This window comes from Leucobacter sp. GX0328, from assembly GCF_053567315.1.
Map to the genome: position 1 here is coordinate 1,167,043 of NZ_JBSGPC010000001.1, position 26,247 is coordinate 1,193,289.

25 protein-coding genes and 1 pseudogene are annotated in these 26,247 nt (G+C 68.9%); 19 read left to right on the forward strand and 7 right to left on the reverse strand.

Annotated features, from left to right (window positions below; genetic code table 11):
- Positions 1-4 precede the first annotated feature (4 nt).
- From ACUYTF_RS05375 to ACUYTF_RS05395, 5 genes are all read left to right on the forward strand, one after another.
- Entirely contained in the window at positions 5-772 is a 768-nt protein-coding gene (locus tag ACUYTF_RS05375; protein ID WP_434144570.1) for an ABC transporter permease subunit, read from the forward strand.
- 57 nt (positions 773-829) lie between these two features.
- Positions 830-1,756 (forward strand): glycine betaine ABC transporter substrate-binding protein, encoded by a 927-nt coding sequence (locus ACUYTF_RS05380; RefSeq protein ID WP_449279421.1) that lies wholly within the window; start codon positions 830-832, stop codon positions 1,754-1,756.
- A 74-nt stretch (positions 1,757-1,830) separates the two neighbouring features.
- Positions 1,831-2,607 (forward strand): SDR family oxidoreductase, encoded by a 777-nt coding sequence (locus ACUYTF_RS05385; RefSeq protein WP_449279422.1) that lies wholly within the window; start codon positions 1,831-1,833, stop codon positions 2,605-2,607.
- 81 nt (positions 2,608-2,688) lie between these two features.
- The gene (locus tag ACUYTF_RS05390) at positions 2,689-4,149 is read left to right on the forward strand and encodes an FAD-binding protein (RefSeq protein ID WP_434144574.1); all 1,461 of its coding nucleotides are present in this window, start codon (positions 2,689-2,691) and stop codon (positions 4,147-4,149) included.
- Positions 4,149-5,534: an FGGY-family carbohydrate kinase gene (locus tag ACUYTF_RS05395; RefSeq protein WP_449279423.1), complete on the forward strand. Its 1,386-nt coding sequence runs from the start codon at positions 4,149-4,151 to the stop codon at positions 5,532-5,534. Before ACUYTF_RS05390 ends, ACUYTF_RS05395 begins: the two co-directional genes overlap by 1 nt.
- Positions 5,535-5,555: 21 nt before the next feature.
- On the opposite strand, the gene ACUYTF_RS05400 is transcribed toward ACUYTF_RS05395, so the two are convergent.
- The gene (locus tag ACUYTF_RS05400) at positions 5,556-6,434 is read right to left on the reverse strand and encodes an IclR family transcriptional regulator domain-containing protein (RefSeq protein WP_434144577.1); all 879 of its coding nucleotides are present in this window, start codon (positions 6,432-6,434) and stop codon (positions 5,556-5,558) included.
- Positions 6,435-6,589: 155 nt separating this feature from the next.
- On the opposite strand from ACUYTF_RS05400, the gene fae reads away from it, so the two are divergent.
- Genes fae through ACUYTF_RS05415 form a run of 3 tightly spaced genes read left to right on the forward strand, consistent with a single transcriptional unit; the run spans position 6,590 to position 9,532 of the window.
- The gene (gene fae / locus ACUYTF_RS05405; protein WP_434144579.1) at positions 6,590-7,123 is read left to right on the forward strand and encodes a formaldehyde-activating enzyme; all 534 of its coding nucleotides are present in this window, start codon (positions 6,590-6,592) and stop codon (positions 7,121-7,123) included.
- Entirely contained in the window at positions 7,110-8,075 is a 966-nt protein-coding gene (locus tag ACUYTF_RS05410; RefSeq protein ID WP_434144581.1) for an NAD(P)-binding domain-containing protein, read from the forward strand. Before fae ends, ACUYTF_RS05410 begins: the two co-directional genes overlap by 14 nt.
- Entirely contained in the window at positions 8,072-9,532 is a 1,461-nt protein-coding gene (locus tag ACUYTF_RS05415; protein WP_434144582.1) for an NAD-dependent succinate-semialdehyde dehydrogenase, read from the forward strand. The genes ACUYTF_RS05410 and ACUYTF_RS05415 overlap by 4 nt, the downstream gene beginning before the upstream one ends.
- Before the next feature lie 26 nt (positions 9,533-9,558).
- Here ACUYTF_RS05415 and ACUYTF_RS05420 read toward each other — a convergent pair whose 3' ends face one another.
- Entirely contained in the window at positions 9,559-10,416 is an 858-nt protein-coding gene (locus tag ACUYTF_RS05420) for a polysaccharide deacetylase family protein (protein ID WP_449279424.1), read from the reverse strand.
- A 164-nt stretch (positions 10,417-10,580) separates the two neighbouring features.
- Between ACUYTF_RS05420 and ACUYTF_RS05425 the strand changes: the two genes are divergently transcribed.
- Positions 10,581-10,922 (forward strand): hypothetical protein, encoded by a 342-nt coding sequence (locus ACUYTF_RS05425; protein WP_449279425.1) that lies wholly within the window; start codon positions 10,581-10,583, stop codon positions 10,920-10,922.
- A 63-nt stretch (positions 10,923-10,985) separates the two neighbouring features.
- Positions 10,986-11,606, forward strand: coding sequence for a GNAT family N-acetyltransferase (locus ACUYTF_RS05430; protein WP_434144586.1), 621 nt, complete (start codon positions 10,986-10,988; stop codon positions 11,604-11,606).
- A 22-nt stretch (positions 11,607-11,628) separates the two neighbouring features.
- On the opposite strand, the gene ACUYTF_RS05435 is transcribed toward ACUYTF_RS05430, so the two are convergent.
- Complete coding sequence (locus ACUYTF_RS05435) at positions 11,629-12,324, reverse strand: response regulator (protein ID WP_449279426.1); 696 nt, start codon at positions 12,322-12,324, stop codon at positions 11,629-11,631.
- Positions 12,321-13,679 carry a sensor histidine kinase gene (locus ACUYTF_RS05440; protein WP_449279427.1) on the reverse strand — a complete coding sequence of 453 codons (1,359 nt, stop codon included), beginning with the start codon at positions 13,677-13,679 and terminating at the stop codon, positions 12,321-12,323. Before ACUYTF_RS05440 ends, ACUYTF_RS05435 begins: the two co-directional genes overlap by 4 nt.
- A gap of 137 nt (positions 13,680-13,816) precedes the next feature.
- On the opposite strand from ACUYTF_RS05440, the gene ACUYTF_RS05445 reads away from it, so the two are divergent.
- Positions 13,817-14,734, forward strand: a complete 918-nt coding sequence (locus ACUYTF_RS05445) for an ATP-binding cassette domain-containing protein (RefSeq protein ID WP_434144590.1) — start codon at positions 13,817-13,819, stop codon at positions 14,732-14,734.
- Complete coding sequence (locus tag ACUYTF_RS05450) at positions 14,731-15,876, forward strand: ABC transporter permease (protein WP_449279428.1); 1,146 nt, start codon at positions 14,731-14,733, stop codon at positions 15,874-15,876. Before ACUYTF_RS05445 ends, ACUYTF_RS05450 begins: the two co-directional genes overlap by 4 nt.
- A gap of 51 nt (positions 15,877-15,927) precedes the next feature.
- Here the strand turns inward: ACUYTF_RS05450 and ACUYTF_RS05455 are convergent.
- Positions 15,928-17,514, reverse strand: a pseudogene (locus tag ACUYTF_RS05455) (MFS transporter); the annotation flags it as partial.
- On the opposite strand from ACUYTF_RS05455, the gene ACUYTF_RS05460 reads away from it, so the two are divergent.
- Together ACUYTF_RS05460 and ACUYTF_RS05465 are read left to right on the forward strand one after the other, a co-directional pair.
- Positions 17,426-18,874: a DHA2 family efflux MFS transporter permease subunit gene (locus tag ACUYTF_RS05460; RefSeq protein WP_449279429.1), complete on the forward strand. Its 1,449-nt coding sequence runs from the start codon at positions 17,426-17,428 to the stop codon at positions 18,872-18,874. The pseudogene ACUYTF_RS05455 and the gene ACUYTF_RS05460 overlap by 89 nt on opposite strands.
- Entirely contained in the window at positions 18,871-19,200 is a 330-nt protein-coding gene (locus ACUYTF_RS05465) for a thiamine-binding protein (RefSeq protein ID WP_434142176.1), read from the forward strand. Before ACUYTF_RS05460 ends, ACUYTF_RS05465 begins: the two co-directional genes overlap by 4 nt.
- 97 nt (positions 19,201-19,297) lie before the next feature.
- Here ACUYTF_RS05465 and ACUYTF_RS05470 read toward each other — a convergent pair whose 3' ends face one another.
- A complete protein-coding gene (locus tag ACUYTF_RS05470; protein ID WP_449279430.1) occupies positions 19,298-19,972 on the reverse strand; it encodes a FadR/GntR family transcriptional regulator in 675 nt (224 codons plus the stop codon).
- Positions 19,973-20,029: 57 nt separating this feature from the next.
- On the opposite strand from ACUYTF_RS05470, the gene ACUYTF_RS05475 reads away from it, so the two are divergent.
- The 5 genes from ACUYTF_RS05475 (at position 20,030) to ACUYTF_RS05495 (ending at position 25,651) form a co-directional block, all read left to right on the forward strand.
- Positions 20,030-21,271, forward strand: a complete 1,242-nt coding sequence (locus ACUYTF_RS05475) for an MFS transporter (RefSeq protein WP_449279431.1) — start codon at positions 20,030-20,032, stop codon at positions 21,269-21,271.
- 152 nt (positions 21,272-21,423) lie between these two features.
- Positions 21,424-22,752 (forward strand): ABC transporter substrate-binding protein, encoded by a 1,329-nt coding sequence (locus tag ACUYTF_RS05480; RefSeq protein WP_449279432.1) that lies wholly within the window; start codon positions 21,424-21,426, stop codon positions 22,750-22,752.
- Positions 22,753-22,762: 10 nt separating this feature from the next.
- A complete protein-coding gene (locus tag ACUYTF_RS05485) occupies positions 22,763-24,118 on the forward strand; it encodes an ABC transporter permease subunit (protein WP_434142170.1) in 1,356 nt (451 codons plus the stop codon).
- Complete coding sequence (locus tag ACUYTF_RS05490) at positions 24,115-25,002, forward strand: ABC transporter permease subunit (RefSeq protein WP_434142168.1); 888 nt, start codon at positions 24,115-24,117, stop codon at positions 25,000-25,002. Before ACUYTF_RS05485 ends, ACUYTF_RS05490 begins: the two co-directional genes overlap by 4 nt.
- Before the next feature lie 64 nt (positions 25,003-25,066).
- The gene (locus tag ACUYTF_RS05495; RefSeq protein ID WP_449279433.1) at positions 25,067-25,651 is read left to right on the forward strand and encodes an N-acetyltransferase family protein; all 585 of its coding nucleotides are present in this window, start codon (positions 25,067-25,069) and stop codon (positions 25,649-25,651) included.
- Between the two features lie 7 nt (positions 25,652-25,658).
- Here the strand turns inward: ACUYTF_RS05495 and ACUYTF_RS05500 are convergent, their stop codons facing one another.
- Positions 25,659-26,150, reverse strand: a complete 492-nt coding sequence (locus tag ACUYTF_RS05500; RefSeq protein ID WP_434142165.1) for an aminoacyl-tRNA deacylase — start codon at positions 26,148-26,150, stop codon at positions 25,659-25,661.
- Positions 26,151-26,247: the final 97 nt, after the last annotated feature.

A 26,247-nucleotide genomic window follows, 5' to 3' on the forward strand; every position in this document is an offset into this window, starting at 1 on the left:
GACGATGGCGATTTCGACCGCCGCAGCGACGCCGCGCAAGAAGGGTCGTGCCGGCGCGATCGTGAAGCGCTGCCTGCCGCTGATCGTGGTCGCCGGTGTGCTGATCCTCACCTACATCTGGATCTCGCTGCTCAGCCTCGACTCCATCGAGGCGCGCACGCTGAACGCCGAGTACATCTCGCGCCGCATCTGGGAGCACCTGGTGCTCTCGATCTGTGCAGCCGTACTGGTCGCGGTGCTCGCGATCCCTGCAGGGATCGCCGTGAGCCGTTCGAAGTCCCGCATGTTCAACGGCATCATCATCGGCATCGCGAACATCGGGCAGGCCACCCCAGCCATCGGCGTCGTCATCCTGCTCGCGATCATCTGGAAGACCGGTTTCGCGACCGCGCTCGTCGCCCTCGTCATCTACTCCTTCTTGCCGGTGCTGCGCAACACGATCACCGGTCTGCAGCAGGTCGACCCGAACGTGCGCGAATCCGCGCGAGGCATGGGCATGACCCCCGCGCAGGTGCTGCGCCGGATCGAACTGCCGCTCGCCTCGCCCGTCATCGTCGCAGGACTTCGCACCGCACTCGTCTTCGCCGTCGGCGTGGCCACCGTCGCAACCTTCATCAACGCGGGCGGTCTCGGCGACATGATCGTCAACGGCCTGAAACTGCAGCGCTACCCGGTGCTCGTCGTGGGCGCCGTGCTTGTCGCCTGCATCGCCGTGCTCATCGACTGGGCCGCCGGCCTCGTCGAAGACGTTCTCAAGCCGCGCGGCGCATAGCCGCGGGCTCTTCCGCATACATCAACGAAAGGCAACCACATCATGCAGAAACGAAAGATGGCTCTCGCAGCTTTCTCCGCACTTGCGGCAGGCTCGCTCCTCCTCACCGGTTGCTCCGGCGGCGGCAACAACTCGGCCGAGGGCGGCGACGATCTCGCGGGCCTCACCGGCGAGATCGGTGCGAAGGATTTCTCGGAGCAGTACATCCTCGCCCACATCACCACCGAGTTGCTCAATGCGCACGGCGCCGACCTCAAGGCGAACACGAAGCTCGTCGGTTCGGCGAACACCCGTCAGGCGCTCGAGAACGATCAATTCGTCGGCTACTGGGAGTACACAGGCACCGGCTGGGTCACCTACCTCGGCAACACCGAGCCCGTGCAGGGCGCCGAGGCGCAGTTCGAAGCCGTGCGCGACGCCGACCTCGAGAAGAACGGCATCGCCTGGCTCGAGCCCGCAGGGTTCAACAACACCTACGCCTTCGCGATCCGAGAGAGCGAGGCCGACGAGCTCGGCGTCAAGACGCTGAGCGACGTCGCGGCGCTGCCCGAAGCCGACCAGACCTTCTGCATCGAGAGCGAGTTCTCCACGCGCGACGACGGTTGGCCCGGCCTCAAGGAGGCCTATGGCTTCAAGGCGCCCGAGTCGAACGTGACCATGCTCGACACCGGTGTCATCTACACCGCCGCCGAGAAGGGGGACGACTGCAACTTCGGCGAGGTTTTCCAGACCGACGGCCGCATCCCCGCGCTGAACCTCGTAGTGATGGAGGACGACAAGGAATTCTTCCCGAGCTACCAGGGCGCCTTCACGCTGAAGCAGGAGACGCTCGATGAGTACCCCGCGATCGCCGACATCATCGACGTCGTGAGCCAGAAGCTCACCACCGAGGTCATGCAGAGCCTCAATGCGAAGGTCGACGTCGATGGCGAGGATCCGCAGGATGTGGCCCTCGACTGGCTCGAAGAAGAAGGCCTGATCTGACGGTCTCACGATCCGGGGGCGGCGCGCTCATGCCCGTCGCCCTCGGGTTCACCCCTCACTTCTAAGGAACGATAGTGAACATCACCGATTTCTCCCTCGACCTCTTCTCGCTCGCCGGGAAGAAGGCCGTGGTGACAGGGGGAAACACCGGCCTCGGCCAGGCCTTCTCGCTCGCGCTGGCAAAAGCGGGCGCCGATGTCTTCGTCCCGGGGCTCTTCGACGACGGCGGCGAGACCGCGGAACTCGTGCGCGCCGAAGGCCGCGGCTATGCGGAACTGGCGATCGATATCACCGGCCCCGGCGCCCCTGCGCGTGCGATCGAGCACTGCGTCGCGGAGCTCGGCGGCATCGACATCCTCGTGAACTCGGCGGGCATCAGTCGTGTCGCCGATGTCGAGGACTTCGGTCGTGGGCAGTGGGATCCGATGGTCGCCGTGAACCTCACGGCGGCGTTCGAGATGGGCCGCGAGGCCGCGAAGCGCATGATCGCGCAGGGCTCGGGCAAGATCATCAATATCGCCTCGCTCTTCTCCTTCCTGGGCGGTCTCGGCTCGCCGGCCTACGCGGCCACCAAGCACGGCATCGTCGGCTTCACGAAGGCCTACGCCGATGAGCTCGGCGGCAGGGGCATCCAGGTCAACGCGATCGCCCCCGGCTACTTCGCCACCCCCCTCACGGCGGAGACCCGCGCCAACCCCGAGACCAACAACCGGATCATCGACCACACCCCGGCGGGCCGCTGGGGCGATGTCGCCGATCTCATGGGCGCCGCCGTCTTCCTGGCGAGCCCCGCATCGAACTTCGTCACCGGTCACGTGCTGACCGTCGACGGCGGCTATCTGGTGCGCTGATCCCGACAGGGATCGCCGCAGGACCGCTCGCGGAATCTCCGCACCCACCCCACGATCAAACAGAACAGGATCACGATTCCCATGGTTACATCGCGTTCGGGCCTCGACCGCGCCGAGATCGTCTCGCGCCTCGAAGCACTCGTCGACGCCGGCCAGGTCATCACCGACGAACAGGAGCTGCGCGAGGCGAGCGTCGACCGTTTCAAGAAGTACACGGCCGTGCACGGCATCTTCGACGGCCCGATCCCCGCGGCCATCGTGAATGCCCGATCCACCGAGGACGTCGCAGCGGTACTCGCCTTCGCCGATGAGCATCTCATCAATGTCGTGCCCCGCACGGGGCGCACCGCCACTGAGGGCGGCCTCGAGACCATCGTCGAGAACACGATCGTGCTCGACGGCTCGCACATGAACAGCATCCTCGACATCAACGCCGTCGACATGATGGCCACGGTGCAGTGCGGGGTGCCGCTGCAGGTGCTGGAGGACGAACTGCGTGCGCAGGGCTTCACCACGGGACACTCGCCGCAGTCGAAACCGATCGCCCAGATGGGCGGCCTCGTCGCGACCCGCTCCATCGGCCAGTTCTCGACGCTCTACGGCGGCATCGAGGATATGGTGGTCGGCCTCGAGGCGGTCTTCCCGGGAGGGGAGGTCAGCCGCATCAAGAACGTGCCGCGCCGTGCTGCCGGCCCCGACATCCGCCACATCGTCATCGGCAACGAGGGTGCGCTCTGCTACATCACCGAAGTCACGGTGAAGATCTTCAAGTATCAGCCCGAGAACCTCCGCTTCCTCGGCTATCTCGTCGACTCGCTGCCCGCGGGTGCAGACGGGCTGCGCCGGGTCATAGTGGAGGGCTACCGCCCTTCGGTGGCGCGCGCCTACTCGGAAGAAGACGCCGCCCAGCACTTCTCGCACTTCGCAAACGGCCGCGCCGTCGTGGTTCTCGTCGCCGAAGGCCCGAAGGGCGTCGCCGATGCCACCGCCGACGGTATCGAGGAGATCTTCGCCGGCATCCCGCACGAGAAGGTCGAGACCGCGCTCATCGAGCAGTGGTTCGAGAACCTCAACTGGGGTCAGGACAAGATCGATGCTGAGAAGCGGGCCATGCTCGAGAAGGCCCATCTCGGCTACACCACCGAGGTCTCGGTCGATTGGTCGAACGTCGAGGATCTCTTCGAATCGGTGATGCGCCGCGTGCGCACCGAATTCTCGCACGCAGCTGACCTCACCATGCTCGGCGGGCACTCCTCGCACAGCTACCAGACCGGCACGAACCTCTATTTCGTGTACGACTACAACATCTCCTGCGAGCCTCGCGACGAGATCACCGAGTACCACGAGCCCATCAACGCGATCGTGGTCGAGGAGGCGCTGCGCTTCGGCGGCTCGATGGTGCATCACCACGGCATCGGCAAGTACCGCACTCCGTGGACGCTCGAGGAGCACGGCAGCGCCTACCGTCTGCTGGAGGGGCTGAAGCGGCAGTTCGACCCCAACGGCATCATGAACACCGGGACCATCTTCCCGATCTCGTGATGTCAGGCTACGTGGTCGCCGTCGACAACGGCTCGCAGAGCACCAAGGTCTCGATCATCGACCCCGACGGGGTCGTGCACGCGAGCGCTCGAGTGGCGCTGCGCCCGTACGACGCTCCGGCCCCGGGCCGTTGGGAGCACCCGGGCGACGACCTGTGGGAGTCGATCGTCGAGGCCGTGCGCGGTGCTCTCGCGGGCTTCGCGGGCGACCCCGCCGAGATCCGCGGGCTCGGTCTCTGCACGATCCGCTTCTGCCGTGCCGCGCTGCGCGATGACGGAACGCTCGCCCAGCCGGTCATGAGCTGGATGGACGAGCGGGTGTCTCGGGCGCACGAGGCCGAGAGTGCCGATGTGCGATACGTCACGACCTCCTCCGGCTACATCGCGCACCGGCTCACCGGGGAGCTGCGGGATGCGGCCGGCAACTACCAGGGCGTCTGGCCGATCGATACGCTGACCTGGGACTGGAGCACGGACCCGGCCGACTACGAGCGCACCGGCATGCATCGGGACATGCTGTTCGATCTGGTCCGTCCGGGTGGAGTGCTGGGAACGGTCACCGACGAGGCGGCCGCGCAGACCGGCCTGCCGGTCGGGCTGCCGGTGATCGCCACCGCGAACGACAAGGCGGTCGAGGCGCTCGGGGCGGGCCTGCGTTCCCAGCACGATGCCCTGCTCTCGCTCGGCACCTATGTCGCCGCGATGACGGTCGGCCGTGAGAGTGCCTCGGCCGATGACGCCTACTGGGTGAACTTCGGGGCGGAGCCCGGCCGCTACCTGTACGAGAGCGACGGCGTGCGCCGAGGCATGTGGACGGTCAGCTGGTACCGCGATCTGATCTCGGGCGCAGGCGGAGCGGCCTCCGAGCACGAGCTCGGCATCGGCGCCGAATCCGTGCCCGTCGGTTCGGGGGGCCTCGTCGTCGGCCTCGACTGGCTCGCTCCGAGCGATGCTCCAGAACGCCGCGGGGCCATCGTCGGCTTCGACGGTACCCAGGGCACCTTCCACGTATTCAGAGCGATCCTCGAAGCCCTTGCCATCGCATCGGCAGAGGGCGCCGATCGTACCTTCGAGGCTCTGGGGCGCGATCTCGGCGAGCTCGTCGTCACCGGTGGCGGCGCGTCTTCCGCGCTCATGCTCCGCATTCTCGCGGGGGTGTACGGCGTGCCGGTGCGGCGGCCCGTACTCACCGATGCCGCCGGTATGGGGGCCGCAATCTGCGCGGCCGTGGCTACAGGGATCCACCCCGATTTCGATTCGGCCGTCGCCGCGATGGTGCGTGTGGATGTGCGCGTGGCTCCGGACCCGGCCTGGGTCGAGGCCTATGCCGCCGTGCGCGAGCGCTACCGGGAGCTGCTGCCGCGTCTGCACGCGATCTACCGCTGATGCGGCGCCTCGCGATGCGCGTCAGCCGTGCGCGCCGAGAGTCTGCGACAGCGTCGCACCCGCCTGCCGCATGATGTTCGCGAGGGCTTCGACCTTGGGCTCCAGGCGGTTCTTCGGCCCGCTCACGTTGAGCGCGGCGACGATGCGGCCCGTGTGATCGAGCACCGGCGCCGAAACACCGATCACGCCGTCCTCGAACTCGCCATCGATGATGGCGTATCCGTCGCGCCGGATGCCCCGGATCTCCTCGTGCAGCGATGCGTAGTTCGTGACGCGGGTGCGCGCCGGCGGGGGCGTTTCGAGGAGGAAGAACGGGTTCGATTCGCGGTCGAATGCCTCCCGATCGATCACCGACTCGTCACTGCCGTGCTCGGCGAACCAGGCCTGCAGCGAGGCCTCGTCCCAGTCGCTGATGAGCGCGCGCCCGGATGAGGTGCGCCACGCGGCCGTGGTGACGCCCTCCCATCCGGCCGATCTCAGCTCGTGGGGGCTGATCTCGCTGGCGAGCGTCAGCACGTTGCCGTGCGCGAGCACGCAGAGGTGGCTCGTCTCATGGGTGGCCCTGACGAGCCCACGCAGTACCGGGCGCCCGAGCCGCACGAGCCCGGCCTCGGCGGTCCGGGCCGCGAGGGCGAAGATGCGAGACCCGACGGTGTACCGGCCGGTGTCGGCGTCGCGGGCGACGAGGCCTGCTGCGGCCAGAGTGGCGAGCGCGCGCGACACCGCGGTCTTGCTGCGACCGGTGAGGCGCGCGAGTTCGGTGACGCCGGTGCCGCCCGACCGCACCGAGGAGTCGTTCGCGAGCAGTTCGAGCAGCTCGATGTCGCGCCCCAGCCCGGCGGCGTTCGTGCGCGGCTGTACGCGGAGTCGAGGGGTGCTCGTCGAAGGCGTGGAGGACATGGGACCGATCGGTTCGGTTTCTGGATCTGTTCAGTGTGGCGCATTGGCCCCATATGCGCAACATTAATTGCGCATATCGTGGCTCGCTTCGTACGGTGTCCCTGATAAGACAGCAATGCCGCTTTCGAGCGGCCGATCTGAGGGAGTGAGATCCGATGACGGAGAACATTCAGCTCGGCGAGAGCTTCGTCGGTGACGGAGTGAACGCCGCGCACATCAATACGGTGCTGGGCGAACGCCAGGGCCCCGTCGGCACCGCGTGGGCGACCGCGCTCGCCAGCCCGAGCGAGGGCTTCGTGCCTTTCGTCGCGGTGCTGCAGCCGTCGTTGCCCGTGAAGCCGATGACACTGTTCGTCGCGAAGGCCTCACCCGCGAACGACCTCCACGGCACGGCCATCTGGGGCCCGGCCCAGGCCGGCGTCGCCGCCGGTGTCGCCGACGCCGTCGCCGAGGGCGTCATCCCCGAGTCGACCACCGATACGCATGCACTCATCGTCGCCGTCTGGGTGAACCCCGAGACCGACGACCTCGATGCGATCTACCGGAACAACCGCGAAGCCACCCGCCGCGCACTCGAAGCCGGCGCGAAGAACACGCCGACCGCGGCCGATGTCGTGGCCGCCCGCAATGCCCCCCGAAACCCCTTCTACACGCCTTCCGAGGAGGTCAGCGCAGATGTCGCACGCTGAGACAGTCCCTACGCCGGTCATCGGTTTCATCGGCCTGGGCAATATGGGTTCGGGCATGACCCGCAACCTGCAGGCGAACGGCTACAAGCTGGTCGTCACCGACCTGCGCCGCGAAGCCGCAGAATCCCTCATCGCAGGCGGGGCGGAGTGGGCCGATACCGCTGCCGATCTCGCCCGTCGCTCGGACATCGTCATCACGATGCTGCCGACGCCGCGTATCGTGCAGGCCGCGCTGAGCGGTGAGGACGGCATCCTCGCCGGTCTCTCGAGCGGCAAGACCTGGATCGACATGTCCACCTCGGTTCCCGAGGTCGCCGACGGCATTCGCGACGAGGCGACCGCGCGCGGCATCCGCGTGATCGATGCGCCGGTCAGCGGCATGTCGGTGGGGGCGGCGAACGGCCGCCTGCAGATCTTCGTCGGCGCCGAGCCCGAGGACTTCTCCGAGCTCTTCCCCGTCTTCAGTGCGATGGGCGACCCCGAGCGGATCATCAACGTCGGCCGCCACGGCGCCGGCTACGCGGTGAAGCTGATGATCAATCAGCTGTGGTTCTCGCACGTCGTGGCGACCGCCGAGGTGCTCGCCATCGGCACCGAGGCCGGCGTCGACCTCGACGTGCTGCGCCGCTCGCTCATCGCGAGCCCCGCGAACAGCAACTTCCTCGAGAACGACGTGCTGTCGATCCTCGAGCACGGCGACTACGACGAAGGGTTCGCGATCGCCCTCGCATGCAAGGATCTGGGGCTGTCGATCGACCTGGCGCGCTCCGTCGGCGTGTCGAGCGAGCTCTCCGCACTGGTCGAGCAGGTGTTCCGGCGGGCCCGTCGCAGCTATGGCGAGCGCGCCGGCGAGATGACGCCGTTCAAGCTCTACGAGGACCTGATCGGGAAAGAGCTGCGGCTCGACCCCGCCGACGGCTCGCGGACCGTCGCCGAGGAGGCCGCAGCGTGAACACCCTCCCCGAGAACACCCCCACCGGTCTGTACATCAATGGCGAATGGCGGGACGCCGAAGGCGGTGCCACGCTCGACGTGCTCAACCCGGCCACCGGCGAACTGATCGCGAATGTCGCGAGCGCCACCGTCTCGGACGGGGCCGCAGCGCTCGATGCCGCGGTTGCGGCCCAGGAGGCCTGGGCTGCCACCGCCCCCCGCGAGCGCGGCGAGATCCTGCGCCGCGCCTTCGAGCTGACGATCGAGCGCCGCGAGCAGCTGGCGCGTATCATCACGCTCGAGATGGGCAAGCCCCTCGCGGAGTCGCTGGGCGAGGTCGCCTACGGCGCCGAGTTCCTGCGCTGGTTCTCGGAGGAGGCCGTGCGCATCGACGGCCGCTACACCACCTCGCCCGATGGGAAGAACCGTCTGATGGTGCTGCACCGCCCGGTCGGACCGTGCATGTTCGTCACCCCGTGGAACTTCCCGCTCGCCATGGCGACTCGTAAGATTGCTCCGGCGCTCGCGGCGGGCTGCACTTCGGTGCTGAAGCCGGCATCGCAGACGCCGCTCACGGCGCTCTACTTCGCGGCGATCCTCGAAGAGGCCGGCGTACCCGCCGGCGTTGTCAACGTCATCCCGACCGCGAGTGCGGGCAAGGTCACCGGTCCGATCATCGCCGACCCGCGTCTGCGCAAGCTCTCGTTCACGGGATCGACCGAGGTGGGCAAGCGCCTCATCCGCGACTCCGCAGAGCAGATCCTCAAGGTGTCGATGGAGCTCGGCGGCAATGCGCCGTTCATCGTCTTCGAAGACGCCGACGTCGACGCCGCGGTCGAGGGCGCGCTCGTCGCCAAGCTGCGCAACGGTGGCGAGGCCTGCGTCGCCGCCAACCGCATGCTCGTGCACGAGAGCGTCATCGAGGAGTTCAGTGCGAAGCTGAGCGCCCGCATGGCCGCCTACGTGCAAGGGCCGGGCATCGAGGAGGGCGTCACGATCGGCCCGCTCATCGATGCGGCCACTCGCGACAAGGTCGACGAGCTCGTCCGCGAGGCCGCGGGCGAGGGCGCGACCGTCGAGATCGGCGGCGCGGTGCCCGAGGGCGAGGGGTTCTTCTACCCGCCGACGGTGCTCACCGGCGTGCCGGCTCACGCTCGCATTCTGCAGGAGGAGATCTTCGGGCCGGTCGCGCCGATCGTGTCGTTCAGCGATGAATCCGAAGCCGTGGCTCTCGCGAACGCGAGCGAGTACGGCCTCGTGGCCTTCGCCTACACGCGCGACCTGAACCGGGCGCTCCGTCTCGCCGAACGCATCGAGACCGGCATGCTCGGCATGAACACCGGCCTCGTCTCGAACCCGGCGGCGCCGTTCGGCGGTGTCAAGCAGTCGGGGCTCGGGCGTGAAGGCGGTGCCGAGGGCATCTTCGAATTCCTCGAGACGGTCTACGTCGGCATCGCCGACCCCTTCGCCGCCTGAAACAAGCGGACGTGTTCCGCGCGGCCCTACGCCGTGCGGAACACGTCGTTCAGCGTGACCGACTCGAGGCCTTTGCGGTTGATCATGTCGATGAGGTGGTCGAAGAGGTCGACGACGGTCTGCGCGTTCGCGTGCCCCAGGATGATGCTCGCGGGCTGTATCCACCGCTCGGCCTCCTGCAGCAGCACGGCGGGCGGGATGAGCCCGGAATCGCCGATCGAGCCGTTCCACATGACCGGGGTCGTGTACCCGACGGCCGCGGCCGCGGCGTCGGTGCGCGCGTCGCGGTTGCCGTAGGGCGGCCGGTACCAGGGTCGGGCGTCGACGCCGAAGGTCTGCTCGATGAACGCGTGATTGGCCATGAGGTCGTCTTGGATCTGCGCGTCGCCGATGCTCGTGAGCGACGGGTGCGAGTAGGTGTGGCTCGCGATCTGCACCTGCCCGCTCGCGATCATCGGGGCGAGCACGGGGGCCGCCGCGACCCAGGAGTCGGCGTACATGCCGTTGACGAAGAAGGTGATGCGGTGGCCGGTGCGCTGCGCGAACTGCGCGTACGCCATCACGACATCCGGGCTCGCCCCGTCGTCGACCGTCCAGGCGAACTGATTGCCCACCTCGGGCGGCAGCGAGTTCAACGGCCCGTGCGGCGCATCGAACTGCGGCGCGACCTCCCGCACCGGCGGCTCATCGGGCACCGGCGGCCCGGTGATCTCGGGGTCTTCGGCCACGGGCGGAGCCGCCGTCGGGGGAGCGGGCGGCGGTGTCGTCGGCTTCGGCGCGGAGCCGGTCGGCACCCGCTCGGCGCCGGGCTCGGGGCTCGCGCACGCCGACAGGCTCAGCGCAGAGGCGGCGAGAGCGGCTGACAGGAACATGCGACGGTCCACGGCACCAGACTACTGCGCGGCCCGCACCGTGCGGGGGCGGATACGCGGAATCACGCGGCGGCGCGGCGCACGACCCTCGACGCCGCGACGCCTTCGTGCCACGATGGAGGGACCCGGGCGCGAACTCGGCGCAGCCCGGCAGACGGGAGGCGACCATGCGGTACATGCTCTTGGCTCACGGGACGAATGCGGCGTTCATCGCGCGCGGGCCGGCCTGGGTCGAGGAGGTTGTCGGCTTCCTCGCGCGCTTCGAAGACGACCTCGCGGCGACCTCCGAACTCGAATGGACCGAGGTGCTCGACGACGACGAGCTCGCCGAGGTGGTCGGGCCGGGCGGCGAGTCGCGCGCGGGCTGGTACAACGAGGCCGGCAAGCCGCTGCGACGCGTCTGGGCGGTGAAGGTCGACACCCATGCGCGGGCGCGAGAACTCGCCGGGCTCCTGGCAGGGGAGCTCGACACCTGGGTCGAGGTGCGCAGGTGCTTGCCTGGGGCGCAACGTCCGTGACGGTGCCCGGAGCCCCGCGGCCGAGGGTGGTGCGGCGCACCCGCGCGGGTGCAGAATGAGGGCATGACGCTCGAACATCCCGGCGCGCTCGCCGGCCGCCTCGTGACCCTCGAGCCGCTGCGGCTCGAACACCTCGAGGGCCTGAGCGCCGCGGCGCTCGACGGCGAGATCTGGCGCAACCCGTACACGAACATCCCGGCACCCGAGGGTATGGAGGCCGAGATCGAGCGGCGGCTCGAGCTGCAGCGACAGGGGTCGATGATCCCGTTCACCGCCCGGCGCACGGACACGGGGAGCGTCATCGGCATGACGACGTTCATGAACATCGACGCGGCTGCGCCGCGCGTCGAGATCGGTTCCACGTGGAACGGAGCGAGCGCGCACGGCTCCGGCACGAACGCGGAATCGAAGCTGCTGCTGCTCACGCAGGCCTTCGACGTTTGGGGCTGCCTCGCCGTCGAATTCCGCACCGACTTCCTCAATCACCAGTCGCGCGCGGCCATCGCGCGGCTCGGCGCGCATCAGGACGGCGTGCTCCGCGCGCACATGCGGCGCCCCGGCTACGTCCGCGACACCGTGGTGTTCTCGATCACCGAGCACGACTGGCCGGGCGTGCGCCTCGGGCTCGAGCACCGCGTCGCGCGCCGTCTCCCCGTGCCGGGCGGCGCCCCGCGACTCGGATAGGCGATCCGGCCCGTCGGGCGGCCTAGGAGCCCTCGCCCGTGTGCGCCCAGACGATGAGCTGAATGCGATCCCTCGCCCCCATCTTCTGCAGCAGATTCGACACGTGCGTCTTCACCGTCGCCTCGCCGAGGAACAGCGCCTGGGCGATCTCGCCGTTCGAGCGGCCCTCGGCGACGAGCGCCAGCACCTCGCGTTCGCGCTCGGTGAGGCCCGCCGTCTGCGCGTGCGCCTCGACCCGTTCGGCGACGCCCGTGGCGGTACCGGTCGCGGCCGACGTGCTCGGGGCCTCGCTCGCCGCCGCCCGCGTCATCACCGCGCGCGTCACGGCCGGGCCGAGCAGCGCCTCGCCCCGCTCGAGCGTGCGCACCGCGTCGATCAGCTGCTCCGCCCGCGAGGCCTTCAGCAGGAAGCCGCTCACTCCGGCCGCCAGGGCATCGAACAGGTACTCGTCGTGCCCGAAGGTGGTGAGGATCAGGATCGCGGGGGCCGCGCCGTCGGCGCTCGCCGCCAGGATGCGCCGCGCCGCCTCGATGCCGTTCATCTCGGGCATCTCGACGTCCATGCAGACCACATCGGGCGCCGTATCGGCCGCCAGTGCCACCGCCTCGATGCCGTTCGCCGCCTCGCCGACGATCTCGATATCGGGCTCGGATTCCAGGATGATTCGGAATCCGGAGCGCACGAGCTCCTGATCATCGACCAGCAGTACTCGGATCATGCGCGGCTCTCTTCTTGTTCGTGTTCGTGTTCCCGCACCGCCGGTGCGGGCTCGCCCGGTACCGGGAACGTATCGCGGGTGGGCACCGTCGCGCGCACGATGAAGCCGCCGTGCTCGCGCTGCCGAGCCTGCACCTCGCCGCCCACCGCGCCGATGCGCTCGCGCATGCCGCGCAGGCCGAGACCCGACCCGCGCGGGGCGCCGCCGCGCAGCCCGGGCGAGGCCAGGCGCCGCTGCACTCCGTCGTCCGAGACCTCGATCTCCACCGAGGCGGTGTTGAAGCGCAGCCGCACCGTCGCCTCGGCGCCCCGGCCCGCGTGCTTGCGCACGTTCGTCAGCGCCTCCTGCACCACGCGGTAGAAGGCGACGTCGACGAGCATCGGCAGCGGCCGGTGTTCGCCGATCGTGATGAGCGTCGTGGGCACGCCGGCCTGCTGCGATTCGGCGATGAGGGCGGGCAGGTGCGAGATGCCGATGGTCGTCGAGGCATCGTCGGTCTCAGGGGTGCGCAGCGTGCGCACGAGACTGCGCAGCTCGTCGATCGCCGCGTGAGCGCTCGACTCGACGATCTCGAGCGATGCCTCGGCGCGTTCGACGTCGCGCCCCAGCAGGCGCCGCGCCGCGCTCGCCTGGATGCCCATCACCGAGACGTGGTGGGCGACCACGTCGTGCAGTTCGCGCGCGATGGCGACGCGGTCGAGTGCCACGGCCTGAGCGGCCCCCGTGCGGCGCTCGAGCTCGAGTTCGCGCCCCTGCGCTTCGAGCAGGGCCTGCGCACGGGCGGCGCGCCAGGCGCGCTCGCCGAAGTGGATCGCCGCCCCGAAGTAGAGCAGGTTCGTGATGATCTGGATCGCCGCGAAGGTAGCGAAGGCCGAGAAGATGCCCGAGCGGGCGAGCCCCGGGAAGGATTCGGCGTCGGCCGACGAGATGATGAGGTTCACGACGAGCCAGACGAGCATCGTCCCGGTGATGCCGAGCCGCGCGTAGAGGGCCGCCCGCCGGTCGCGGCCCCACGCGCCCACGGTGTAGAGGGCGAGGAACATGCTGATCTGCACGACCAGCAGGTCGGGCACCCCGTACTGACCGCACACGAAGAAGCCGATCGAGACGAGCAGCGAGACGGCGATCGGATACCGGCGCCGGAGCGCGAGGGGGAGGGTGGAGAGGCCGATGCCGACCGCCCACACCCACGGCGCGGCGTAGTCGGCTTCGGCGCCGTAGATGCCGGTGCGCACGTAGAGCAGGCCGACGACGGGGGAGGCCACGGCGAGCACCAGGGCTATCCCGACATCGATGCGGAGCTGCTCGGGCCCCGGGCCGGGCCGGGCCCAACCGCTGCCGTTGAAGGAGAACATGCTTCCAGCGTAGATCGTGGGCGGAGGCCCCGGATCACTCGCGAGGCGGATGCGGTTCCGCCGACGGGCGGAGGCGAGTGCACCGTCGCCCCTCCTAGCCTGGATACCAGTACGGAACGAGTGACGAAAGAGGCGACATGATCGAGATCTCAGGCATCTCACGCAGCTTCGGAGACCGGCGCGTGCTCGACGACGTCGGCTTCGACGTGTCGGGCGGCCGCATGACCGGCTTCGTCGGCGGCAACGGCGCGGGGAAGACCACGACGATGCGCATCCTTCTCGGGGTGCTGTCGGCCGACAGCGGCGAGGTGAGGCTCGACGGCGAGCCGATCACGGCGGGCGACCGCGCGCGATTCGGCTACATGCCCGAGGAGCGGGGGCTCTACCCGAAGATGCGGGTGCTCGAGCAGCTCGTCTACCTCGGGCGCCTGCACGGCATGGCCGCGGCCGACGCGAAGACGTCGGCGCAGGGGCTCGTCGAGCAGCTCGGCCTCGGCGAGCGCGCGAACGACACCCTCGAGAGCCTGTCTCTCGGCAACCAGCAGCGCGCGCAGATCGCGGCCGCCCTCGTGCACCGGCCCGTCGCGCTCGTGCTCGACGAGCCGTTCTCGGGTCTCGACCCGATGGCGGTCGACGTCGTGCTCGGCGTGCTGCGCGATTACGCAGCGCAGGGCGCGCCCGTGCTCTTCTCCTCGCACCAGCTCGATATCGTCGAGCGGCTCTGCGACGATGTCGTGGTCATCGGCGGCGGCAAGATCCTCGCACAGGGATCGCGCGAGGCGCTGCGCGCCGAGCACTCGGGGCGCGAGTTCGAGCTCGAGATGGCGGGCCCGCAGAGCGACGCCGGCTGGGTGCGCGACCAACCCGGCATCGCCGTCACCCACCTCGACGGCGGGCTCGCCCGCTTCGAGGCCGACTCCGACGGCGCCGCGCAGCAGGTGCTCGCGCGCGCGGTCGACGGCGGGGCGGCGGGGGATCCCGCGCTCAACCGCGTGCTCCGCTTCGGCCCCGTCACCCCCTCGCTCGCCCAGATCTTCAAGGAGGTCGTGCGATGAACGCGCAGCCCCGGACCATGCAGACTCGTACCGCCGCCCGACCGCTGAGCGGGGCGCAGGGCGCCTGGCTCGTCGCCGAGCGCGAGATCACGACGCGTCTGCGCAGCAAGGCGTTCCTCATCTCGACCGGCATCCTGCTGCTGCTCGTGCTCGCGAGCGTGCTCTTCAGCGGCTTCATGGCGAAGTCGGGCGGCTTCGGCGGTTTCGGCGGCTCGGACGAGTCGACGACGGTCGCGACGACGCACGAGCTCGCCGACACGGTCGAGATGCTGCCGTTCGACTGGCGCACCGTCGACGATCGTGCGGCGGCCGAGCGGCTCGTGCTCGACGGCGAGGTCGATGCGGCAGTCGTACCGGGAGGCGACACGCCCCTCGACCTGACCGTGCTCGCGAAGGACGAGGCCCCGCTGGGCGTGATCCAGTCGCTCACCGCCGCCCCGTCGGTCGAGCTGCTCGAGCCCTCAGGCACGAATCCGGCGCTCGCCTACATCATCGCGATCGGCTTCGGCATCGTCTTCATGATGAGCGCCGTGACCTTCGGCACGACGATCGCGCAGAGCGTGGTCGAAGAGAAGCAGACCCGCATCGTCGAGATCCTCCTCGCGACCGTGTCGGCCCGCACCATGCTCGCCGGCAAGATCCTCGGCAATTCGGTCCTCGCCCTCGCTCAGGTCGTCGCGATCGCGTCGCTCGCCTCGATCGGCATGCTCGCCACGGGGCAGGACCTGCTGCTCGGCGAACTCGGATCGTCGCTGATCTGGTTCGGCATTCTCTTCGCGTTCGGCTTCGTGCTGCTCGCCGGCCTCTACGCCGCGCTCGCATCGCTCGTGTCGCGGCAGGAGGACATCGGATCGGTCACGAGCCCGGTCATGATGCTCGTGATGCTGCCCTATGTCGCCGTCATCATCTTCAACGACAATCCGCAGGCGCTCGCCATCATGAGCTATATCCCGTTCTCGGCGCCCGTCGGCATGCCGATGCGGCTCTACCTGGGTACGGCGGAGTGGTGGGAGCCCATCCTGTCGCTCGGCATCCTCTGCCTCGCGATCGCGGCGGTGCTGTGGATCGGGGCGCGCATCTACAGCAATTCGATCCTTCGCACCGGGGCGCGAGTGAAGCTGGCCGACGCCATCAGGGGGTGACGGAGCCGGGCGCGGAACCCGAGTCGGGTTCCGCGCCCGACCCGGCGAAGNACTCGGGTTTTCTCCCCCCCCCGACCCGGCGAAGCTGCGCACCAGCACCTGGTAGGTGCGGGTCGCGAAGGCCGCGACGGCTGCGGCGAGTACGACGAGGCCCGCCCAGAAGAAGATGAAGGCGATGCCTCTTCCCGCACCGTCGCCGAGGAGCCACTCCCAGCGGTCGCGGCCCGCCGCGCTCTCGATGTACGGCACGATCCAGAACTCGGCGACGGGCGCGATGAGGAACGAGGTGAGCGGGGCCGCCGCTGCTTCGAAGGTCATCGCGAGGCCGAAGACGCGGCCCTGCTTCTCGAACGGCACGACCCGCTGGATCACCGTCTGCTCGGCGGCCTCGATCGCCGGCATCAGCAGCATGAACACCCAGATGCCGGCGATGAACAGCCACGCCCAGTCGCGCAGCGCCAGCACCGAACCGACGATGCCGAGCACGCCGACGGCGACGAGCATGGTGCGCACCGGGTTCGATCCGAGCCCGAACCGGGCGACGAGCGCGCCGCCCGCGATGAAGCCGGTGCCGGCGATGCCGAACACGATGCCCCACATCTCGACCGAGAACAGGGTGAGGCCGTACGGGTCGAGCAGCGCCATGTGCACGCCGCTGACGAGGTTGTTGAACATCGAGAAGAGGATGAGGCCGAAGAGCCCGGGCACCGCGCGCATCGCGGCCATGCCGCCGCGGAAGTCGACGGCGCCGCTCCCCGGTTCGGGCACGGTCTCCGCCTCCTCGATGCGCAGCAGGTAGAGGTGCGCGAGCGGCAGCGCGGTCAGGGCGGTCGCGATCAGCATCGTCGGCCCCATGCCGAGCAGCCCGATCGAGATGCCGCTGAACACGCTCGTGACGATGAACGCGAGCCCCTGCACGGTGCCGACGAGACCGTTCGCGTTCGCGTGCCGTTCGACGGGCACGAGCAGCGTGACGAGCGTCGAGAGCGCCAGGCTGCGCAGCAGCTCGACGACGCACCCGGCGAGCACGACGAGCGTGAACACCCAGAACCACGGGCCGTCGAGCGCGAGCAGCGCGTCGGCGGGCACGAGGAAGAACATGGTGCACCCGATCGTGAACGCGACGAGCGAGCACCAGGCCGACAGCCGCATCACCCGCAGCTTGCGGGTGCGGTCGACGAGCGAACCGAACCACATCGAGCACACCGCCAGCGCGAGCATATACGCCCCGCCGAGAATACCGGTGGCGAGGATGCTGCGCGTCTCGAGGTACACCCAGAACACGACCGCGAACCAGAGGAAGTTCGTGACCAGGCCGGCGACGGCGGTGTTGCCGAGCGCGTGGGCGAACGTGCGCCACCCGCCGGGCGGCGGGAGGCGGGTCTGAGCGTCGGGTACCGGTGCGTCCACCTGTTCAGCGTAGACAATACTGAGGAGCAGCGCGATAGGGCCGAATCCGCTCGCGAACGCTAGGCTGATACGAGTGAACGCACAGCCCGGAGCCTCGCAGGCCCGCCCCGAGATCCGCCCGTGGCCGGCCCTGTGGTCGATGGTGCTCGGGTTCTTCATGATCCTCGTCGACACCACGATCGTGTCGGTCGCGAACCCGTCCATCATGCGGGGGCTCGACACGACCATGGTCGCGACGCTGTGGGCGACGAGCGCCTACCTGCTCGCCTACGCCGTGCCCCTGCTCATCACGGGCCGGCTGGGCGACCGCTTCGGCCCGCGTCGCATCTACCTGCTGGGCCTCGCCGTCTTCACGCTGTCGTCGCTCGCCTGCGGGTTCGCCGCGACCATCGAGGTGCTGGTGATCGCCCGCGTCTTCCAGGGTCTGGGGGCGGCGATCATGACGCCGCAGACGATGACGGTCATCACGCGCATCTTCGGCCCGCGCGAACGCGGCGCGGCGATGGCGATCTGGGGCGTCACGGCAGGGGTGGCGACGCTCATCGGCCCGATCCTCGGCGGATTCCTCGTCGACGGTCTCGGCTGGGAATGGATCTTCTTCGTCAACGTGCCCGTCGGCGTCATCGCCTTCGTGCTCGCGCTGCGCTATGTGCCGGTGCTCGAGACGAGCGCGCACCGCTTCGACCTCGTGGGCGTCGTGCTCTCGGGCATCGGCATGTTCATGCTCGTGTTCGGCATCCAGGAGGGCGAGAGCTACGACTGGGGCACCATCCGAGGGCCCATCTCGGTGTGGGGCCTCATCATCGCCGGTATCGTCGTGCTCGTCGTCTTCGTGATCTGGCAGCGGGTGCAGAAGGGCGAGCCGCTCGTGCCGTTGCAGATCTTCAGGGATCGCAACTTCTCGGTCGGCTCCATCGCCATCGTGCTGGTCGGCTTCTCGGTCACCAGCATGTCGCTCCCGCTCATGTTCTACCTGCAGCTCGTGCTCGGGCAGACCCCGACCCAGTCGGCGCTCATGATGGTGCCGATGGCCGTGCTCTCGATCGCGCTCGCGCAGCCCGTCGGCAAGCTGCTCGACCGCGGCGACCCGCGCCGGCTCCCGATCCTCGGTCTGGTGCTCGTGGCGCTCGGCCTCGCCGGATACTACGTACTGCTGAAGCCCGACGCGTCGATCGTGCTGCTGCTGATCCCGAGCGCCCTGCTCGGCGTCGGCAACGCGTTCATGTGGGGTCCGCTCGCGAACCTCACGACGTTCAACCTCAAGATGGAGCTCGCCGGCGCCGGTTCGGGCGTCTACAACACGAGCCGACAGATCGGGTCGGTGCTGGGCTCCGCGGGCATCGCGGTGCTCATGGCGTCGCGCATCGCCGCGGAGCTCGGCGCCGCGGGCGCAGGGGTCGGCGGCTTCGGCGACGCGGCCGCCGGGGCCCTGCCCGAACCGTTGCGCCCGGGCTTCGCCGACGCGATGGCGCAGTCGATGCTGCTGCCCCTCGCGGTCATCGTGCTCGGCGCGATCGTCACCGTGTTCTTCTCGAAGCGGCCCCCGCGCACGGGGCCGGTCACCGTGCAACTGCAGGAGGGCTCATGATTCTCGCATTCTCCGTCGCCCCGAGCGGTGTCGGCGCATCCGGGCAGGCGCCCGAGGCCGACGGTTCCGTCTCCGCGGCCGTCGCCGCCGCGATCCGCGTCGTGCGGGCCTCCGGCCTGCCCTACCGCACCTCGTCGATGTTCACCGAGATCGAGGGCGAGTGGGACGAGGTCTTCGGCGTCGCCAAGCGCGCGACCGAGGCCGTGATGCCCTTCGGCTCGCGCGTATCGCTCGTGATGAAGGCCGACATCCGCCCGGGCTTCGCGGGCGAGCTCGACGGAAAGCTCGAACGCCTCGAGCAGGCGATCGAGGATTCGGGCCGGTAACCCGCCTCGGACGGACGGTCTCCGAGCTCCCGGTCGAGGCTCGGCGCCGCCGGAAACGTCCGCATGCCGGCGAGGGCGGGCTCAGCCCTCGGACGAGCTACACGGCATCGGCGGTCGTCGACCAGGCCTCAGTGGCCGTGAGATTCTCTTGTGCACTCTCGAAAGCGGTCCGGGGGTCTCTGCGTTCGATCGCATCGAGCAGCTCCTGGTGGCCCCGAGGGTCGTCCTTGCGGAAGCCCTGACGCTTTGCCGCGAGATCCGTCGACTCTTCGAGCAGCGGCAGCAGAGCCAGATAGACCTGTTCCAGAACCGGGCTGCAAGCCGCCTCGGCCACCGCGCGGTGGAATGCTGCATCGGCTCGGGCCCATCTGGTGCCGTCGGCGGCGTTCCTGGCTTCGAGCGCCGCGCGAATCTGTGCGATCTGGGCGGCACTGGCTCGCTCGGCAGCGAGTCGAGCGAGCTGGGGCTCGATCGTAGCGCGCGCTTCCAGCACGTCTCGCAATGACGGCTGCGCATGTGCCAGGGCGGTGCCGACCTCGCTTCGGGACCTCACATAGGTGCCGTCGCCTCGGCGGATCTCGAGCAATCCGGCGTACTGCAGCGACCGCAGCGCCTCGCGTAGTGTGCCGCGCGAAACTCCGAGCTGAGAAGCGAGCTCCGGTTCCGCCGGGATCGCATTCCCGACGGGCCAACGCCCGGAGAGTATCTCGGCCCGGATTGCGGCGGCAGCCCCGTCGCTCAAGTTCATGCGCGGAATTGCGGGAAGGGTCATGGGCAGATACTATCAAACGATCAAACATCCAAACATCTAATGTCTGTCGGAATCTTCATGCCTTCCCGTTCATCTCTGCTCGCGTCTCAGTCGGCGCCGACGCTCGTACTGCTCTGCCTCGGCTTCAACCTGCGCTTGGGCATCACCGGGGCCAGCCCGCTCCTGGGCGAGCTCCAGGCCGCCGGCGCGCTCTCCCCCCTCTCAGCAACGGTCGTCACGAGCGCCCCGGTATTCGTCTTCGCGATCGCGGGGCTCGCGGTGCTCCCTCTGCTCGGGCGGTGGGGCATCCGGACCACTATGACCGCGGCGCTCTCCCTGCTGACTCTGGGGCTCGCCGTCCGTGCGGTGCCGCACGAAATCGCGATCGTCGCGGGCACCATCTGTGCGGCCGCGGGCATCTCCGCGGTCAATATCATCCTCCCGGCACTCGTCAGGGAATGGTGTGCAGGGCGCACGCATCGCGCGACGACCGGATACACGAGCGCAATGGCCCTCGGTGCAGCCGTAGCCGCGGCCCTCGCTCTGCCGATGGCCAGAATCTTCGGGCTCCCGACGGTCGGCCTCGCGATCTGGGCACTGCCCTCCCTGGCGGCGGGGGTGCTGTGGATCTCCCTCACCAGATCCCAGTCGCAATCGGCACTCGCCTTACCCCTCAAGCGCTCCGGCTCGCCGACTCGAGATCGTGCCACCGCGTCCGGCGCGAATCTCGGATGGCCACGGGGCACGTTCCCCATGCTCGGATTCTTCGCGCTGCAGACGGTGCTCAGCTACACCATCATCGGCTGGTTGCCGCTCATCGCCGCAGACGGCGGTATCGACGACAGGCGTGCCGGGGTCATGCTGGGAATCGTGATGGCCGTAGGAATCCCGTCCACCGCCCTCGCCGTCCCCGCAGCTGCACGGCATGCCACCCGAGTGCTGGGCATCACGATCACGACCGCATGCGCCGTAGCCGGCGCAACCGGGCTCCTCAGCGCCCCGACTGCGGCACCGGAAGCCTGGGCAGTGCTCCTCGGGATCGGGATGAGCGGGTTCCCCTTTGCCCTCGCGCTGCTGTCGTCAATCGGCGAAGACCACGTACAGGTCGCCCGAGTCTCCGCCCTGACGCAAGTCGTCGGGTACTTCCTCGGCGGCATCGGCTCTCTCTCCGCCGGGTGGGTCGCCGCGTCGAGCGGGGCATGGTCGTCGGTGATCGCGGTCATGATCCTCGGGGCGCTCACCCAAGGAACGCTGGGCGTAGCACTGTCTATCGCGCTCCGGCCGGCACGGAGAAGGCCCCGACCGCGGCCGCGCAGATAACGGTGGGGTGACGCTCTCGGCGGACGATTGAGTACCGCCAGCGGCTTGGATAGTGTGAAATGCGGAAGCAGGGTTGCTCTCCACCAGCAGCACTGCTTCTCCATGATGCTCGTCGACCACGAGTCTTCGACCGAGGAGAGTGAAGGAGTGCCATGTCCACGCAACCTATTCCACGCCGTGCCCGATCCCTGAGAAGCATCGGGGTGACATCGGTCGCCCTCGCCGCAACGGCGGTGCTCGTGCTGACGGGGTGCTCGGGCGGAACGAGCGGCGACGATGTCGCGGTCGATGGCGACTTCTCGGGCGAGACGCTCACGATCGCGGCCGCCTGGTCGGGTGCCGAGCAGAAGAACTTCGAGGCGGTCCTCGGGGCGTTCGAGGATGCCACCGGTGCGAAGGTCGATTACACCAGCTTCGGTGACAACGGACCCACCTATATCCAGGGTCAGCTCGAGGGCGGAACGCCGCCGAACGTCGCCGTCCTGGGGCAGCCGGCCCTGATGCAGTCGCTGGCGGAGAACGGAGACATCCAGCCGCTGGGAGACTCCGTGAAATCGGCGGTGGAGAAGAACTACGCGCAGTCGTGGCTCGATCTGGGCAGTGTGGATGATGAACTGTACGGCGTCTGGTTCAAGGGCGCGAACAAGTCGACGATGTGGTACAACGCCGATATCTACGACGAGGCAGGAGCTTCCGAGCCGGAGGACTGGGACGACTTCCTCACCCAGCTGGGTCTGGTCAGCGACGCCGGATACTCCGGGATCTCGATCGGGGCCGACGTCGGGTGGCCGCTGACCGACTGGTTCGAGAACGTGTATCTGCGCACTGCCGGCCCCGAGAAGTACGACCAGCTGACCCACCACGAGATTCCGTGGACGGACCCCTCGGTCAAGGAAGCGCTCGAGGTGCTGGCCTCGCTCTGGGGCACCGATCTCGTGCAGCCGGGCGGTGACCAGCGCGACTTCCCCACGAGCGTCACGGAAGTATTCGGCGCCGACCCCGAGGCCGGCACCGTCTACGAGGGCGATTTCGTCGCCGGCAACATCGCGGATGACGGCAATTCCACCGTGGGAGAGAATGCCCTGTTCTACGATTTCCCGGCGGTGAACGGCTCCGCACCGGTGGTGATGGGCGGCGGAGACGTCGCCGTGCAGTTCACGGACGACGGGGCCACCTCCGCACTGATGGAGTATCTGGCTTCTCCGGAAGCGGCGGAGATCTGGGTGCCCAACGGCGGCCTGACCTCGCCGAATCAGGCGGTCGACACCTCGCTGTATCCGGATGACGTGTCGCGTCAGATCGCCGAAGCGCTCACCGGCGCCGAGGTGTTCCGCTTCGATATGTCCGACCTCACGCCGAGCGCCTTCGGCGGCACGCCCGGGCAGGGCTTCTGGCAGGAGATGATCGCTTTCTACCAGAACCCGAGCGATATCGACGGCACGATGCAGCGGCTCGAGGCGGCGGCTGCTGCGGCCTACTGACCGCTGAGCCATGACACGAACGCACACCGTCCCGGTGCACCTCCGGGGTCGCGGGCTCCGCCCCCGCGGCTCCGGCCGTGCGCGTCGCGCATTGATCATCGCCTCCTTCCTCGGGCCCGCACTCGTGGTGCTCGGAGCGTTCGTCGTCTATCCGATCGTCTACACGGTCGTCCGGTCGCTGTTCGACAAGGGCGGCACGAGTTTCGTGGGGTGGCAGAACTACGTCACGATGTTCACGAACGACACCACGTTCACCGCGATTCGCAACAACGTCATCTGGGTGATCGTGGCGCCGCTCGCCGTCACAGTGCTGGGGCTCATCTTCGCGGTGCTGGTCGACAGGATCGGATGGAAGGTCGCGTTCCGACTCATCGTATTCATGCCCATGGCCATCTCCATGCTCGCCGCGGGTGTGATCTTCCGCGGGATGTTCCAGGAGAGCCCGCAGCTCGGCGTCGTCAACGCGGCGATCGTCGGGGTGCAGAGCGCATTCGGTGAGCAGTCCAGCTACCCCGGGGCGAAGCCGAGGGGCGACGCAGGGATCGAGGCGGACGACGGGATCATCGTGTCGAGCGACGCCGTGATTCCCGGGAGCGTGCAGAACTTCCCGCTCACCGGAATCAAGCAGGGGGACCTCCCCGACGGGCTGGTCGACGGGCTGCCCGCCGCCACGGCTTCGGACGACGAGATCACCGGAACCGTGTTCCTCGATGTGATCCGCGGCGGCGGAGGAACGAACGGCGAGCTCGAAGCGGGCAAGAAGGGGCTCGAGGGGGTGCGCGTCGACGCGGTCGACCCCGATGGCGCCATTCGCGGGTATGCCACCACAGGGGCGGGCGGCGCCTTTACGATCATGGGGCTCGAGCCCGGCGAGCACTACCGCGTAGCGCTGCCGGCCGCGAACTTCGACGGCGGAGCGCAGGGCGTATCGTGGCTGAGCGCGACGTTCATCAACGTCGTCGTGATCCTCGCGTACATCTGGATCTGGGCCGGATTCGCGATGGTGATGATCGCGTCCGGGCTGTCCTCGATCGACCGCTCGCTCCAGGAAGCTGCACGCACCGATGGCGCGAACGAGTGGCAGGTGTTCCGGCGCATCACGGCGCCGCTGCTGGCCCCCGTGCTGATCGTGGTGCTGGTCACGCTGATCATCAACGTGCTGAAGATCTTCGATCTCGTCTATGTCATCCCTCCCGGAGCATCGAAGCCGGCCGCCAACGTGATCGCGGTCGAGATGTGGACCGTCTCGTTCGGCGGCGGGAGCAATCAGGGCCTCGGCTCCGCCCTGGCGATCCTGCTGCTCGTTCTCGTGCTGCCATCGATGATCATGAACGTGCGCCGATTCAGGGAGGAACGAAGCAGATGACGACGCAGGCCGCCACCGGGAGCGTACGCCCGCCTCGCAGCGCCGCGCAGCGCGTGCTCGGCTTCTTCAGCCGCGGGGCGGTGCACGCCGTGCTGCTCGTGGTGGCCGTGTTCTGGCTCGTACCCACTGTCGGGCTGCTGCTGACCTCGCTGCGCAGCTCCGGTGACAACGCGTCCAGCGGCTGGTGGACCGTGCTCACCAGGCCCGCAGAGCTCACGATCGAGAACTACGCGGGCCTGCTCGCGAACCCGACGATCACGGGATCGTTCTGGAACACCATCGTCATCGCGGTGCCGACCACCCTGCTCGTCGTCGTGCTCGGCGCACTCGCGGCGTATGCGTTCGCTTGGCTGCAGTTCCCCGGCCGGGACTGGCTCCTCATCGCGGTGATCGTGCTCCTCGCCGTACCGCTGCAGGTTGCGCTCATCCCGCTCGCGCGCCTGTTCGGGGCGCTCGGGATCTTCGGGAGCGTGCTCGGGGTCATCCTGTTCCATACCGCGTTCGGGCTCCCCTTCGCGATCTTCCTCCTCCGCAACTTCTTCGCGCAGGTGCCGGCGGAGCTGATCGAGGCCGCCCGTATCGACGGCGCGAAGGATTGGCGCATCTTCTTCCAGGTCATGCTCCCGCTCGCGCTGCCCGCTATCGCGTCGCTCGCCATCTTCCAGTTCCTGTGGACCTGGAACGACATGCTCGTGGCATTGATCTTCACGAACTCCGACTCCCAGCCGTTGACGGTCGCGATCCAGTCGCAGCTGCGCCAGTTCGGGTCGAATATCGACGTGCTGTCGGCCGGGGCGTTCCTGTCGATGATCGTGCCCCTCATCGTGTTCTTCGCCTTCCAACGGTACTTCGTGCAGGCGCTGCTCGCAGGGTCCCAGAAGTAGCTCGGCGGCCGCTGCCGGCGGGCGAGGGGGAGCGGGGCGGGCGCCGGCGCGGTAGCGTGATCTCATGCATGCAGAAGCATCCCAGCAGAGCACCGCAGCAGGAGCACGGGCGGTCGTGCCGCGCGAGGCCGAGGTCGGCACGGCGAGCGCCGCCGCGCTCGCCGCCTTCGCCGCGCGCACCTTCCCCGACGCGTGCCCGGAATGGATGCCCGCGGAGCACGTGCTGGCGTTCATCGCCGAGGGGCTCTCCGAACGCCAGTTCGCGGCCTGGCTCGCGGACCCCGACAGCCACGTGCTCGTCGCGGAAGGCCCCGACCGGGCCCTGGTCGGCTATGCAGTCTGCCTCCACGGCCTGCACGACGAGAACCCGGAGCAGTGGGCCGGGCAGCGCACGGCGTACCTCTCGAAGCTCTACGTCGATCCCGAGAGCCGCGGGGCGGGCGTCGCCCGGAGTCTCTTCGACCTGGCTCTCGAGACCGCGCGCGCCGACGGCTGCGCCGCATTCTGGCTCGGCGTGAACGACGAGAACGCCCGGGCACGGGCGTTCTACCTCAAGGCGGGGCTCGCGGTGAGCGGCAGACGCAGATTCCGCGTCGGCGACACTCTGTGCACCGACGACGTGCTCGGCCGCGAACTGCTCGGCGCCTGAGCTCGGATCAGGCCTCCGGGGTCGAGATATCGGCGACCGTCGCCGCATATGCTTCGATGAGCATATCGGCCTCGACGAAGAGGCTGAAGCCGTGGGCGCCCGCGCCCATCGCGATGCGGCGGCCGACGATCGAGGAATCGGCGAAGACCGGCCAGTCGGTCGTGCTGCCGATCGGCGTGATCGTGCCGCGCTCGTACCCCGTCGCCTCGAGGGCGAGATCGGGGTCGGGCATGCGCAGCTTGTTCACGCCTACGACCGCCCGCAGTTTCGGCCACGAGATCGACCGGCCGCCCGGTACGAGGGCGAAGAGGTAGGTGCCGTCCGAGCGCTTCACGACGAGGGTCTTCACGATGTCCGAATCCTCGAGACCGAGGATCTCGGCGGCCTCGTGCAGCGACCGCGCCTCGGGGCGCGCAACGATCTCGACGTCGAGGCCGCGCGCCGCGGCGGCCTCGCGAACGCGGGCGTGGCCCTGCTCTTGCTCCTGGGTTTCCGACATGCGCGCCTCCGCTCGTGCCACGAGTACTGCTCCTCATTCTGCCAGGACGCGGGCGGCGGCGATCCCTGGAGACCGCGCCCCGGCGGACAATGCCGTG